Genomic DNA, 13,144 nt, shown 5'->3' with positions numbered 1-13,144 from the left:
CGGAAAAATATGAAACAAAGTCTACAAATTACTTTTTCTTGTTCTTCATTCCTTCTCTCCTACCCGGAACTCGGGTGGAGAGAAGCTTTAGCTGAATTGCAAGAAGAGATTGAAGCGATTGAACAGGAAGAAGTTAAAACTTCACTTACAGCATTTATAAAACAAGCACTGGATAAAACGAACGATCAACTCATTGATAGTTACGTATATACATTTGATTTCGGTAAGAAGACAAATATGTATTTAACGTATATGAACACCGGTGAACAAAGGGAAAGAGGTATTGAATTACTAGAGTTAAAACAGCATTATAAAAAATCTGGTTTTGAAGTAACAGATAAAGAACTACCTGATTATTTACCGCTATTACTAGAGTTTTTTGCAAATGCAAATGAGCAAGACAGTGAACCAATTATGAGTAAATACAAAGAGAACATCCAAGCATTACACGTTCAGTTAAAAGAAGCTGATAGTATGTATGAACCAATTCTTGCGGCTGTTCTACTCGCTATTGATACATGGGGTGTACAGACAAATTAGAAAGGAGAGTTGTCAAAATGATGGATCAATTTCTATGGGTGTTGTTTCCCTATATCATTTTTGCAATCTTTATCGGTGGACATATTTTTAGATACAACTATGATCAATTTGGATGGACATCAAAATCTAGTGAACTATTGGAAAAGAAAATGCTCCGAATCGGAAGTCTATTATTCCACTTTGGGATCATGTTCGTAATTGGCGGTCATGTTATGGGAATTTTAATTCCAGAAGCTGTATACCGTTCAATAGGTATTTCTGAGCATACGTATCACGTAATGGCAATTAGTTTCGGACTTCCGGCAGGTGTTGCTTCTATCATCGGTTTAATTATATTAACGTATCGCCGCGTAACAGTAAAACGTATCATTGCAACGAGTACGAAGGGAGATTATATCGCGCTTATATTATTACTGATCGTAATGCTAGCAGGACTTTCTTCAACATTTTTAAATATCGATTCAAAAGGGTTTGATTATCGTACAACGATCGGTCCTTGGTTCCGAAGTCTCTTTATTTTCCAACCGAAAGTTGAGTATATGACGGAAGTGCCAGTATGGTTTAAAATTCATATAATTTCAGGAATGGGGCTTTTCGCAGTATGGCCATTCACTAGACTGGTACATGTATTTAGTGCCCCAATTAAATATATAAGCCGTAGTTATGTAATTTACAGAAGACGTATTCCAAATGAATTGAAAAAATAATTTAGTTTTATATGTTTCGTAATTTATAAGGAAAGCCGAGATCTAATTGGAGACCTCGGCTTTCTTTATAAGTATAAGTACCTAAATAAGACGCTAATCAATACTACAAACAGAAGCAGAGCAATCTTCACAAGCAATTTCACATTTTAAAAATTGTAAATCGTGAATGGTAATCTTTCCTTTATGAATAGAAATTGTACCTTGCTTTTTTAATTCATTTAACATTCGATTTACGCTTTCACGTGAAGTTGCACAGAAATTAGCTAGTTCTTGATTCGTTAACGGTAAATCGATGAGAATGCCATTTTCTTTTAATACACCGTAACTATTTGTCATTCGAATGAGAGTAGAATATAAGGCACCTTTTTTGCCGTGTAACACTAAATCTCGGAACTTCGTTTGCATTCTTCTTAAATGTTCACTAATCCATTTCATAAATTCAAATACAAGAGCGGGTTTTTGAAGTAATGCTTTTTCTAACGCTTCACGCTTTATTACACCTACTTCAACATCTTCAAGACATTTTGAGTTTAATAAATATTTTGCATTATCCGTGAACAATGTTAATTCTCCAATAATGTCATATTCCGAACAAATTCGAAGTGTTAATTCTTGTCCGTCAGCACTAAGTTTACTAATTTGTACTTTTCCTGAATGGATAATATAGAGTTCGGTTGCCTCCATACCTTCTTGAAAAATAAAACTACCTTTTTTTATCTGCATTTTATATTCAACAGATGCAAGTAATTCCTTTAAATCTTGAGATAATTTCATACTGTTTGTCACAGCAATCACCTTTCTTCTTATAAGCAATACATTTCCTATTTTGAGTGTAAATATGCTGAAAATGCAAGAGCTATTTCAAAATTGATGTAAAATTTCAATGACCGTAAGGAGTAGGGACTGAAGATGTGAACAAAATGCGAACGGATTTGTGAAGAATTTTTGAATGGGGAAAGTAATGTGAGAAAAGTCACATTGAATATGTCGCTTCTTTTTTATAATGAAGGCAAATAAAAAAACGAAAGCTTACTAAGCATTGCAGCAGAAAAGAAGGGATATAGATGCACGAGAAAATGAAAGATTCTTTAGAACGGCCACTTCAAGATTTACGCATTTCAGTTATTGATCGTTGTAATTTTAGGTGCACATACTGTATGCCTGCTGAAGTGTTCGGACCTGATTACGCTTTTTTACAGGAAGAGTTTTTATTATCTTTTGATGAAATAGAGAGACTAGCTAGGTTATTTATAAGTATGGGAGTTGAAAAAATTAGGCTTACTGGCGGTGAACCGTTATTGCGTAAAGACTTATCCCAGTTAATCGCAAGGCTTACAAAACTAGAAGGCTTAAAAGACATTGGGCTCACAACAAACGGAATTCATTTAGCAAAACAAGCTAAGACGCTAAAAGACGCAGGATTAAAACGTGTAAATATTAGTTTAGATGCGATAGAGGATTATGTCTTCCAAACAATTAACGGAAGAAATGTAAGTACAAAACCTGTACTGAAAGGAATAGAAGCAGCAAAGGCTATTGGATTAGAAGTAAAGGTAAATATGGTTGTAAAAAAAGGAATGAATGATAGTCAAATTCTTCATATGGCTCGTTATTTTAAAGAACAAGAAATTCAGCTTCGTTTCATTGAGTTTATGGATGTGGGCAGTACGAACGGATGGAATTTTGAACAAGTGATTACGAAGGAACAATTAATAGAGAAGATTAATCGCGTATATCCGATTGAACCTGTTACGCCTCGTTATTTTGGAGAAGTTGCGAAATTGTATCGATATGTAGGGAGCGATGCAGAAGTTGGATTTATTACTTCAGTATCTGAGTCATTTTGTTCTTCTTGTACGAGAGCTCGTATTTCGGCAGACGGTAAGTTTTTTACGTGTCTATTTGGAACGAAAGGAACGGATTTGCGAACGCTTCTTCGAGAAAATATTTCTGATGCATCGCTATTAAAAATTTTACAACATACATGGCGATATAGAACAGATCGATATTCAGATGAAAGAACGGCGGAAAGTACAAATAAACGTCAAAAAGTTGAAATGTCATACATTGGCGGATAGTGAAAGGAGGATTCCTTATGCAAGAGCGATATTCAAGGCAAGTGTTGTTTTCTAGAATTGGTGAAATGGGACAAAGGAAAATAAGAAAGAAACATGTGCTCTTAATTGGTGCAGGTGCACTAGGGGCTGCGAATGCAGAAGCACTCGCTAGGATGGGAATTGGGAAATTGACAATTGCCGATCGTGACTACGTCGAATGGAGTAATTTACAGCGGCAACAGTTATATACAGAAGAAGATGCAAAACAATACAAACCAAAAGCAATTGCAGCGGCAGAACATGTAAGAAAGATTAATTCAGAGGTGGAAATTGTACCAGTTGTAATGGATGTCACAATGAAAGAAATGGAAGAGTTAACGAAAGAAGTGGATCTCATATTAGATGCGACTGACAACTTCGATACGCGTCTACTTATAAATGATATTTCACAAAAAGAAAATATACCTTGGATATACGGTGGATGCATTGGAAGTTACGGTGTAACGTACACAATTCTTCCAGGAAAAACACCATGTTTTCGCTGCTTAATGGATCATCCGATGGGCGGTGCCACATGTGATACAGCGGGAATTATTCAGCCAACTGTACAGATGGTTGTTGCTCACCAAGTGACAGAAGCGATGAAAATATTGGTGGATGATTTCGAGACGCTACGTGGAACAATGTTATCATTTGATATTTGGAACAATCAATATCTCTCGTTAAAAGTAAATAGACAGAAGAAAAATACATGTCCATCGTGTGGAAATACTCGTACGTACCCAAGTTTAACATTTGAATCACAGGTGAAAACGGAGGTGCTATGCGGACGGAATACAGTTCAAATCCGTCCAGGAATAAAGAAAGTTCTAATTTTAAACGAAATCCAAAAAAGATTACAAAAAATTGTACATGTCCAAAAAACGCCGTACTTACTATCATTTCAAATTGATGAATATCGTTTCGTTTTATTTACAGACGGTAGGGCATTTATTCATGGGACAAATGATGTGAAAATAGCAAAACGATTATACGCAAAATATATAGGATGAACAGAGAGCGTTTCTCCTTATTAAAACGAGGTGAAAAAGAATGTTAGATAAACGTATATCAATTCCAGTAGCAGAAGCGGTTAAGCGTGTAATGAAATATGCCTACCAAGGTGAAATAGAAAAGGTTTCTCTTATAGAAAGCTACGGTAGAACGCTTGGAGAAGATGTTATTGCAAGTCATGATGTTCCGCATTTTGATCGCTCTCCGTACGACGGATTTGCGATTCGAGCGGAAGACACAAAAGAAGCTAGTAACAGTAATCCCATTCAGTTTGAAGTGATTGGCGAAATTGGAGCAGGTTTTGTTTTTACAGAAGGTGTGGAACCATTTCAAGCTGTCCGTATTATGACAGGTGCGGCAATTCCTGCGGGGTGTAATGCAGTAGTCATGTTGGAGCTAACGGAAGAATTTGAAGAAAACGAAAAGACTTATATGAAATTGAAACGCTCCTTTGTTGCTGGGGATAACATTTCTTTTAAAGGAGAAGATGTAAAACAAAATAGCATTCTGGTGAAAAAAGGGACTGTTATTAATCCTGGAGTAGCAGCACTTCTTGCTACGTTTGGTTATAGTACCGTACGCGTTGTAAAACAGCCGGTTATTGGAATTGTAACGACAGGAAGTGAACTGCTTGAAGTACATGAACAATTAAAGACAGGGAAGATTCGAAATAGTAACTCCTATATGATAGCTGCGCAAGTTGAACGAGCAGGCGGAGTTGTACGGTATTATGGACAATTCGCTGACGATTTTGAGACGTGTTATAACACTGTGGAAAAAGCGATAAAAGAAGTCGATATTTTAATTACAACTGGTGGCGTTTCGGTAGGAGACTATGACTATTTACCTGCCATCTATGAGAGATTACAAGCTAATGTACTTTTTAACAAAATAGCGATGCGACCAGGAAGTGTGACAACTGTAGCTGAGGTAGAAGGAAAACTACTATTTGGTTTATCTGGTAATCCTTCAGCTTGTTATGTCGGTTGTGAATTATATGTTAGACCAGTCATTGGAACATACTTGCATAGAAAAGATTCGCACGTATTTCGTGCAGAGGCAATTTTACAAAAAGACTTTCCGAAAGCAAATCCGTTTACTCGATTTGTAAGAGGGAGAGTGGAATTTGTAGATGGTCAATTACAAGTTACACCAGTCGGTTTAGATAAATCTAGCGCAATTTCTTCACTTGCAGAAGCGAATGCATTTATCGTTTTGCCAGGGGGAACGAGAGGATTTAAAGCTGGAATTACTGTTTCGGTACTGTTATTAGAATCAACCAACGGAAGTGAATGGCCATGGAAAGAATTGCTTCGTTCATACAAATAATAGAAAAATAGGTTGCTAATTTATACAAAGATAAGAGGTGCGAAATGACACATACGTATTATGAAGTAATTGATACACCTATTTCAATTGAAGAAGTTACAAACAAAGTAATTCGTCGTGAGTGTGGTGCGGTTACTACTTTTATTGGCACTGTTAGAGAATTTACGAAAGGCCGACGTACGCTTTATTTAGAGTATGTAGCTTATAAAACAATGGCGGAGAAACAGCTTGAGAGAATTGGTACCGAAGTAGGGGAGAAATGGCCTGGAACATATGTGGCAATTACACATCGCATTGGTACGTTACAAATTTCGGATTTTGCTGTTGTCGTTGCTGTTTCTACACCACATCGGAAAGCAGCTTATGAGGCGAACGAATATATTATGGAGCGTATAAAACAAATCGTTCCAATTTGGAAGAAAGAGTTTTGGGAAGATGGTGAATGTTGGATTGGTGATCAGTTAGAGAAGTTAGCATATGAGAATGGCGAACCTGGAAAGGAGATGAAAATATGATTGAAGTACTATTATTTGCACATTTACAAGAAGAAGTAAGCAAACCAACATTACACATCGATTGTGAAAATATTACAGTTGCTGAACTAAAGAAGGTACTTATTAAGGAATACAACGTAGCGATTTCAAATGAGATTATGGTTGCTATAAATGAAGAATACGCAAATGAGGATGACATCATTCAAACTGGCGATGTCGTAGCAATGATTCCGCCAGTAAGTGGTGGTTGATTCTTTTCATCCTAATCATGTAAGAACGTGATTAGGATGGAGGGAATGAATATAACTACGTATACATAGGAGGGAACAGGATGAAAAATCCTAATTTTCAATTAAGTTTACAAACTTCTAATCTAATTATCGGTTTTATGGTATGGGTTATTTTATCATCATTAATGCCCTATATTAAAGTGGATATCCCATTAACTGCGGGACAAATTTCTATGGTAACAGCAGTACCCGTTATTTTAGGTTCTGTTCTTCGCATTCCAATTGGCTATTGGACAAATCGTTTCGGAGCAAGAAAATTATTCTTTATTAGTTTTATTCTATTATTATTTCCTGTTTTTTATATTAGTGTTGCCAATTCTATGATGGATTTAATTATTGGTGGATTATTTGTAGGAATCGGTGGTGCTGTATTCTCTGTAGGAGTAACTTCTTTACCAAAATACTTTCCAAAAGAGAGTCACGGTTTTGTAAATGGTATTTACGGTGTCGGTAACGCTGGAACAGCAATTACTTCATTTTTAGCGCCTGTTATCGCAACTTCAGTTGGCTGGAGAACGACAGTACAATGTTATTTAGTTTTACTTGCAGCGTTTGCACTTATGAACTTTTTATTAGGCGATCGTAAGGAGAAAAAGGTGAATACACCATTAATGGAACAAATAAAAGGTGTATATAAAAATGAGAAACTTTGGTTTTTATGTATCTTTTACTTTTTAACTTTCGGATCATTCGTCGCATTTACAGTGTACTTACCAAACTTTTTAGTATCTCACTTCGGATTAGAAAAAGTGGATGCAGGTATGCGGACAGCTGGGTTTATTGTACTCGCAACAATTATGCGTCCGGTTGGCGGATGGCTCGGTGACAAATTTAATCCATTTAAAATATTAATCTTTGTATTTATCGGTTTAACACTTTCAGGTATTATTTTATCATTTATGCCTAGTATGAATGTGTATACATTTGGTTGCTTATTAGTTGCATTTTGCGCGGGGATTGGTAATGGTACAATCTTCAAACTCGTTCCAATGTACTTCTCTGAACAAGCTGGTATTGTAAACGGACTCGTTTCAGCTTTAGGCGGACTAGGAGGGTTCTTCCCGCCCCTAATTTTAACATTACTATTCCAACTAACAGGTCATTATGCAATAGGATTTATGGCGTTATCAGAAGTCGCACTTGCTTGTTTAATTATTACAGTATGGATGTATAGCCAGGAGAAGCTGTTAGTGATGTTAAAGAATCATTAATAAGGAAAAAGAACCGTCCCAAAGTATTTTGGGATGGTTCTTTTAGTAATAGGCTTCAACATGTTTTCTATTGATATCTTAACGAACGTTTGTTTTCTAAAATAATGTGGTTTTAAAATGAAAAACAGAAGAGTAATGGGATTTTATGTTAAAATATAGATATCAGATGTTATTCAATTAAAGGGCAGGTTAGTTCAAGCATAAAGATTAAACTAATTTTTAGAAAGCAAATATTTAATTGGATTGGGGTGTTTAGATGAAAAAGTTATATAAGTCCACTCAAGATAAACAAGTATCAGGTGTGTTAGGTGGCTTAAGTGACAAGTATGGAATTGATGTTAGTATCCTTCGCATAGTAACTGCATTATCAGCCTTTTTTACTAGCGGATTTACAGTGTTAATTTATATAATAGCTGCAATTGTTTTGCCTACAGATAAAGAAATTAAGGGATAAATGTATGACCTTAAATCTAATTCTACAATCGAGAACTCAGTTTTTTGTCTATTGAAAGTTTCCAAAGTAAAAGAAACAGTACGATGGTTATAAGACTGAAATGAATAAACGAAACATCCTCATAAAACATTCGGAATATATCGAGAATGAAAACAATAACTTTTGAATTAAACGATATGACTATTGATCGCTAATGAATCGATTAATAGTCACTCCTTTCTAAAGAATATATAAATCTATATAAATAAATATAAAAAATTGAAATTCCTCGGAATTTTAAAAAACATATGACGGTATCTATAACAAGAAAAAACTTCATATTTTATTAGAACCAGCTTTTTGATAAGGCTAATGGGTATTGTGAAAAAGTATACTTAAACTAAAGAATACAGTTCAGTTCGATAAGATAAAATTATAAATTTCTATAAATAATCCATAATTTTCTTTATGGCTCATATTTGTTATGTTAAAGAAAAGAGAGTGGAGGGAAATAAAATAAGCATGTTTTTCTGATTATTGAGAACTAATGGTGTTTTCCGATGAATTAAATGTGATCCATATGTAGTAAAGCGTTTAATCCAACTATAATATATTGGGAATGAGGTTTTACATGTTTGTTTTTATTATATTAGACGTAATATTACCGATATTAATATTGATGTTAATTGGTGCAATCTTACAAAGAAAGTTTCAATTTGACTTAAAGCAACTATCTACACTTATTACTTATTGCTTGATGCCTGCGGCTGTATTTGTGAATATATATGATATTCGTATAGAAATAGATTTGTTGCTCCAGATAATATACTATCTAATGCTTTATAGTCTGAGTCTGATTATAGTAAGTCATCTCATTTCAAAAATATTAAAGTTAGAAAAAGGAGAAAGTGCAGCTCTGAAAAATAGCATTTCGTTAATGAATTCCGGTAATTATGGATTACCAGTAAGTCAATTGATTTTCAGTCACAATCCAGTGGGGGTTTCCATTCAGATTTTCATTGTTATTTTCCAGAATCTTTTAACGTATTCATATGGAATATATAACTTACTATCAGCAACAAAAACAATCGGAGGTATTATCCAATCATTTCTAAGACTGCCTGTATTTCATGCGCTCGTATTAGGGATTCTTTTTCAATCTTTTGCAATTCGAATACCTAATTCTATCTTTCTACCTCTTAATCAGCTTGCGAATGGTTTTGTTGCAATAGCACTCATATTGCTAGGGGCGCAATTATCCAACATTAAGCTTAAATTTTTCCATCGAGTCATAACATGGGCTTTAATTGGAAGGTTACTGATGGGACCATTAGTAGCACTTACCATGATCTACCTACTAAAGATTGATGGTATTGTTGCACAATCATTATTTATTGCAAGTTCTTTTCCTACTTCAAGAAATACAGCAACCATTGCTATGGAGTATCAAATAGAGCCTGAACTACATGCGCAAATCGTTTTATTTTCAACACTTTTTAGTATTGTTACAGTAACTGTCGTTATTTATTTGTCATATATTTTGTTTTGAATATACGTGCAAAAATGAATAGATTTGAAGCGGTTATAGATATGAGAAGAAAACAGTCTTTCATATATTGGGTGTCGTTTACAATGGTACCATGTTTCATAATCTAGGGACTTAATTCAAAAAAAGGAAACTTATTAGGGTTTATTTCGTATGGAAATCTTTAAAGCATCTACATATAGACTTGCGAAAAAAGACGCAATCTCGCTTATAAGTAAGGTTACATGAGCTTAGGATGATAGCGATGGGGTGGGAGTGTCAAGTAAGAATTTTATGCATAATTGCCACTAAGGGAGATGATTAAAAGTTGAGTAAACAGAATATCAGCACAATAGTTTCAGGAGATTTGATTGTTACCCATCTAATTGGCCAGATTAAAACAGAGGATGTGTATGAATGGTTTAATGGCTTTGAGCAGGTTTGTCAGCAATTTATTTCTGAGGGGCGGAAATACAAATTGTTGGTGGATAGAAAAGGATACACGCCAAATCATTTTTCTGTTCAAAAAGTATGGAAAGAGAAGTTCTTCAATGAAACTATTTTGAATCATAGCAAGGCAATTGCATTTCTTCTTGAAGAAGGAGAGATACTGAAGTATTTGCAACAATCCAATACAAAAGAATCCGTGGAGTTTTTTGACGATTATGAACAAGCGCTAAATTGGTTGAATGAATATCCAATATAAAAACTGAATAGAAAGAGTTACTCGTAATGTTGCACTTGTCATGAAATTTACTTGCTTACAAGTTGCAAACACCATTCATTTTCTTCGTAGATTGCCTGTGGAATAAAAGAACGGAACTACAACAAAAAAGACAAACGTCCCCTAACAAACGTTTGTCCAAAGGTAATTACGATTTTAACTAAGAAATAGATTACAATTTATGTGTACGAGCAATCTTTTTTATAAGTTTAGGCAATATTGATGTTAGTTCTTGCTTCAAACGCTTCGTAAATGATGGATCTTTACCAGAAGTTGAAATAGTGACAACATATTCAGCATTTCTTATAACGCCCGGTGTGTGAAAAGATGATTCTGTACCATCACTTACAACGTTAACCCACTGGAAATCGTGGGCAGTCTGTTTAACCATCATATTTACAGCATGTTGATTTGTAGCTGCATAAATAAGATGAGCATCTTTAATATCATCATTACTAAAAGTTTTTTGCTTCCAAGTGATATAAGGAAGTTCTTTCATTTCCTCGCAAATCTCGGGGCTAATAACGGTGACGAAAGCGCCTGTATTTTTTAATCCAGCCGCTTTTCGATATGCAATTTTACCTCCACCAATGATAACGACCACTTTATTTTGCAGATTAAACATAAGGGGGTACATGTTATACATATATGCATTCCTCCATTCGTTCTAACAATGTTAATTTCATATATGTATCAAACTGTAGGCAATTACAAGTCGTCACGTGATCGTATTTTTTTGTATACAACTTAATTTTTTGAAGCAATAATCCGGTAAAGAGAAGGTAGGGCATGACATATACATGGGATGCCGTTGATGTTATTGTCTTTAGCTCAGCAGTAAAAGAGGGCGTTCCTTTCGTTAAAAAGGAGCACGATACTGGTATACTGAGTTTTTGTTCGACAGCTACTCCAATTTGCTGTAACTCATGTATGGGCTGGGGGTCACTACTACCTCTTCCTACGAGTAAAATACTACTATTTTGCATTGGCATAGTTTCACGTATTCTTTTCACTACAAGTTCAACCATATGCGGATGCGTACTAAAAGGTGGTACAACTGAAAATGTTATATGTGGATATTGCTTTTGCATTTGTTCTATCTCAAAAGGAATATCACATTTATAGTGAGCTGCTGCAAATAATAAAACAGGTACAATCATTATTTCAGTTGCTCCCTCTAGTATCGTTTCTGTAACTGCATCCGAAATGGTAGGTGTCGTTAGTTCTAGAAAAGCTATTTTTTGAATTCTTTCGTTACGTTCTTTCATAACAGATTGAATAAAGTGAATGAATTGTTCGTTACCTTCTTGTAACCGGCTCCCGTGTCCAACATATACAATTCCTTTCATTGTCTTACCATGTCTTTCTTCATAAGAGTTTCTTGTAATTGATGATCTACGTTATGAAACCCGACTTTATTTGCATAGTGTAAAGTTGGAACGTCGGTATACGAGAATGGGAGAGTAACAATATCGATAAAGCCAAGACGTTTTACTTCTGCTAGAAACGTATCAATAGAAGCGCGTCCTTCAAATACAATGCTATCCCATAAAAATTCTGAAAGCATACGAGAATGGACTTCATCGAAACGATGATCAATTGTATACTTATGAGTCATCATATAGGAGCCAGCACCAATTTTTTCTTGAATAAAAGCAATCCGATTAATATTTCTGCCTAAATAAACAGTTGTATCGGAAGAGAATTTTGCTTCTTTACTTAGTAGGCCATATTGCATAAGTTTTTCTTGAGTGGCAACGTTCATGTGTTGCAGCTCTGCCTGTAAGGAACGAATATCTTTCTGGTATTTACTACATGATTGCATCAAAATTTCTACACTTTCAGCTGAACAAAAAACAAGGCGATCAACGTTAAAAATTTCATTGATTTGTTCAAGTGTTAATGTATATTCTTCCTTTTTGAAAGTTGGAATTTGATATATTTCTGCACCAGCTTTTTGTAACCTTTGCTTCATTACACTTGTTTTATTTGTTGCGGATGTAAATAAAACTTTTTTACCATGTAATGGTTTACGTTCTTTCCAAGCGATTTGATTACGTAAGGAAACGACATCACCAACAATTGTCATAGAAGGATTAGAAATATTTACGTTTTTGACGATAGAAACAATGGTAGATAGTGTCCCTGTAACAACGCGCTGTTTACCAGTTGTACCCCATTCAATGACTGCTACTGGCGTATCTTCTTTTTTTCCTGCTTGTCGTAAGTTTTCACAAATTGTAGGTAAGTTTTTTATACCCATGTAGTAGGCAATCGTATTGCTATTGTGAGATGAATTATATTTTCCATGATCGGTTAAAGGACCTTTTGCATGTCCGGTTAGTAAAGTAACGCTATTACTGTAGTTACGGTGGGTGAGGGGGATACCTGCATAGCTACTAGCGGCGATGCTAGATGTAATACCTGGTACAATTTCATATGGAATGTTCGCTGCTGCTAAAGTTTCTGCCTCTTCACCAACACGGCCGAAAATAGATGGATCTCCGCCCTTTAAGCGGACAACGATTTTTCCTTCTCTCGCAAATTGAAGGAGGTGGGCGTTAATCATTTCTTGTCGCATAATATGATTCTTTGGCATTTTTCCGCAATACATAAATTCACATGTTTGTTTTGTATAGTTAAGAAAGAAAGGGTTTAGTAAACGGTCATATAAAACAATATCTGCACGTTTTAAACACTCTATCGCTTTTTTTGTAATAAGCCCTTCATCACCTGGTCCTGCACCAACTAAATATACATATCCGTTCATATAATTGCACC

Annotated in this window: 15 protein-coding genes; 11 read left to right on the top strand and 4 right to left on the bottom strand. The window is 35.1% G+C overall.

The annotated features are described in order from the left end of the window. The first annotated feature begins 9 nt into the window (after positions 1-9). Both narJ and narI read left to right on the top strand, forming a co-directional pair. Positions 10-540 (top strand): nitrate reductase molybdenum cofactor assembly chaperone, encoded by a 531-nt coding sequence (gene narJ / locus QCI73_RS16610; RefSeq protein WP_097852802.1) that lies wholly within the window; start codon positions 10-12, stop codon positions 538-540. A gap of 17 nt (positions 541-557) precedes the next feature. Continuing rightward, the gene (gene narI / locus QCI73_RS16605; protein WP_097852801.1) at positions 558-1,247 is read left to right on the top strand and encodes a respiratory nitrate reductase subunit gamma; all 690 of its coding nucleotides are present in this window, start codon (positions 558-560) and stop codon (positions 1,245-1,247) included. Positions 1,248-1,340: 93 nt separating this feature from the next. Here narI and QCI73_RS16600 read toward each other — a convergent pair whose 3' ends face one another. Beyond that, positions 1,341-2,033, bottom strand: a complete 693-nt coding sequence (locus QCI73_RS16600) for a Crp/Fnr family transcriptional regulator (RefSeq protein ID WP_000185188.1) — start codon at positions 2,031-2,033, stop codon at positions 1,341-1,343. Positions 2,034-2,311: 278 nt separating this feature from the next. Here QCI73_RS16600 and moaA point away from each other — a divergent pair, with 278 nt between their 5' ends. The 9 genes from moaA to QCI73_RS16555 all read left to right on the top strand — a co-directional run bounded on the left by moaA (position 2,312) and on the right by QCI73_RS16555 (position 10,345). Further along, on the top strand, positions 2,312-3,325 hold the full coding sequence (gene moaA / locus QCI73_RS16595; protein ID WP_327924529.1) for a GTP 3',8-cyclase MoaA: 1,014 nt from the start codon (positions 2,312-2,314) through the stop codon (positions 3,323-3,325). Positions 3,326-3,342: 17 nt separating this feature from the next. Next, complete coding sequence (locus tag QCI73_RS16590) at positions 3,343-4,356, top strand: molybdopterin-synthase adenylyltransferase MoeB (RefSeq protein WP_353823367.1); 1,014 nt, start codon at positions 3,343-3,345, stop codon at positions 4,354-4,356. Positions 4,357-4,396: 40 nt separating this feature from the next. Continuing rightward, positions 4,397-5,686 carry a molybdopterin molybdotransferase MoeA gene (locus tag QCI73_RS16585; RefSeq protein WP_353823366.1) on the top strand — a complete coding sequence of 430 codons (1,290 nt, stop codon included), beginning with the start codon at positions 4,397-4,399 and terminating at the stop codon, positions 5,684-5,686. Between the two features lie 44 nt (positions 5,687-5,730). Beyond that, positions 5,731-6,201 (top strand): molybdenum cofactor biosynthesis protein MoaE, encoded by a 471-nt coding sequence (locus tag QCI73_RS16580; RefSeq protein WP_327924533.1) that lies wholly within the window; start codon positions 5,731-5,733, stop codon positions 6,199-6,201. Continuing rightward, positions 6,198-6,431, top strand: coding sequence for a molybdopterin converting factor subunit 1 (moaD, locus tag QCI73_RS16575; RefSeq protein ID WP_000573684.1), 234 nt, complete (start codon positions 6,198-6,200; stop codon positions 6,429-6,431). The genes QCI73_RS16580 and moaD overlap by 4 nt, the downstream gene beginning before the upstream one ends. Before the next feature lie 80 nt (positions 6,432-6,511). Then, positions 6,512-7,681, top strand: a complete 1,170-nt coding sequence (gene narK / locus QCI73_RS16570; RefSeq protein ID WP_000795401.1) for a nitrate transporter NarK — start codon at positions 6,512-6,514, stop codon at positions 7,679-7,681. Positions 7,682-7,937: 256 nt separating this feature from the next. Further along, positions 7,938-8,135 carry a PspC domain-containing protein gene (locus QCI73_RS16565; RefSeq protein WP_000737852.1) on the top strand — a complete coding sequence of 66 codons (198 nt, stop codon included), beginning with the start codon at positions 7,938-7,940 and terminating at the stop codon, positions 8,133-8,135. Positions 8,136-8,745: 610 nt separating this feature from the next. Then, entirely contained in the window at positions 8,746-9,663 is a 918-nt protein-coding gene (locus tag QCI73_RS16560; RefSeq protein WP_098229124.1) for an AEC family transporter, read from the top strand. 304 nt (positions 9,664-9,967) lie between these two features. Beyond that, positions 9,968-10,345, top strand: a complete 378-nt coding sequence (locus QCI73_RS16555; RefSeq protein ID WP_014893794.1) for a SpoIIAA family protein — start codon at positions 9,968-9,970, stop codon at positions 10,343-10,345. 190 nt (positions 10,346-10,535) lie between these two features. On the opposite strand, the gene QCI73_RS16550 is transcribed toward QCI73_RS16555, so the two are convergent. Genes QCI73_RS16550 through QCI73_RS16540 form a run of 3 tightly spaced genes read right to left on the bottom strand, consistent with a single transcriptional unit; the run spans position 10,536 to position 13,133 of the window. Beyond that, a complete protein-coding gene (locus QCI73_RS16550) occupies positions 10,536-11,009 on the bottom strand; it encodes a precorrin-2 dehydrogenase (protein ID WP_353823365.1) in 474 nt (157 codons plus the stop codon). Next, positions 11,002-11,712 carry a sirohydrochlorin chelatase gene (locus tag QCI73_RS16545; protein ID WP_327924536.1) on the bottom strand — a complete coding sequence of 237 codons (711 nt, stop codon included), beginning with the start codon at positions 11,710-11,712 and terminating at the stop codon, positions 11,002-11,004. The genes QCI73_RS16550 and QCI73_RS16545 overlap by 8 nt, the downstream gene beginning before the upstream one ends. Then, the gene (locus QCI73_RS16540) at positions 11,709-13,133 is read right to left on the bottom strand and encodes a uroporphyrin-III C-methyltransferase (RefSeq protein WP_353823364.1); all 1,425 of its coding nucleotides are present in this window, start codon (positions 13,131-13,133) and stop codon (positions 11,709-11,711) included. The genes QCI73_RS16545 and QCI73_RS16540 overlap by 4 nt, the downstream gene beginning before the upstream one ends. Positions 13,134-13,144 lie beyond the last annotated feature (11 nt).

The organism is Bacillus cereus group sp. MG16 (assembly GCF_040459875.1).
Lineage (GTDB): Bacteria > Bacillota > Bacilli > Bacillales > Bacillaceae_G > Bacillus_A > Bacillus_A paranthracis.
This window is presented reverse-complemented; position numbering and strand designations above follow the sequence as displayed.

Bases quoted from the DNA above. Each gene is read 5' to 3' on its own strand.
- narJ (WP_097852802.1), top strand. From the start codon at position 10: ATGAAACAAAGTCTACAAATTACTTTTTCTTGTTCTTCATTCCTTCTC.
- narI (WP_097852801.1), top strand. From the start codon at position 558: ATGATGGATCAATTTCTATGGGTGTTGTTTCCCTATATCATTTTTGCA.
- moaA (WP_327924529.1), top strand. From the start codon at position 2,312: ATGCACGAGAAAATGAAAGATTCTTTAGAACGGCCACTTCAAGATTTA.
- QCI73_RS16590 (WP_353823367.1), top strand. From the start codon at position 3,343: ATGCAAGAGCGATATTCAAGGCAAGTGTTGTTTTCTAGAATTGGTGAA.
- QCI73_RS16585 (WP_353823366.1), top strand. From the start codon at position 4,397: ATGTTAGATAAACGTATATCAATTCCAGTAGCAGAAGCGGTTAAGCGT.
- QCI73_RS16580 (WP_327924533.1), top strand. From the start codon at position 5,731: ATGACACATACGTATTATGAAGTAATTGATACACCTATTTCAATTGAA.
- moaD (WP_000573684.1), top strand. From the start codon at position 6,198: ATGATTGAAGTACTATTATTTGCACATTTACAAGAAGAAGTAAGCAAA.
- narK (WP_000795401.1), top strand. From the start codon at position 6,512: ATGAAAAATCCTAATTTTCAATTAAGTTTACAAACTTCTAATCTAATT.
- QCI73_RS16565 (WP_000737852.1), top strand. From the start codon at position 7,938: ATGAAAAAGTTATATAAGTCCACTCAAGATAAACAAGTATCAGGTGTG.
- QCI73_RS16560 (WP_098229124.1), top strand. From the start codon at position 8,746: ATGTTTGTTTTTATTATATTAGACGTAATATTACCGATATTAATATTG.
- QCI73_RS16550 (WP_353823365.1), bottom strand. From the start codon at position 11,009: ATGTATAACATGTACCCCCTTATGTTTAATCTGCAAAATAAAGTGGTC.
- QCI73_RS16545 (WP_327924536.1), bottom strand. From the start codon at position 11,712: ATGAAAGGAATTGTATATGTTGGACACGGGAGCCGGTTACAAGAAGGT.
- QCI73_RS16540 (WP_353823364.1), bottom strand. From the start codon at position 13,133: ATGAACGGATATGTATATTTAGTTGGTGCAGGACCAGGTGATGAAGGG.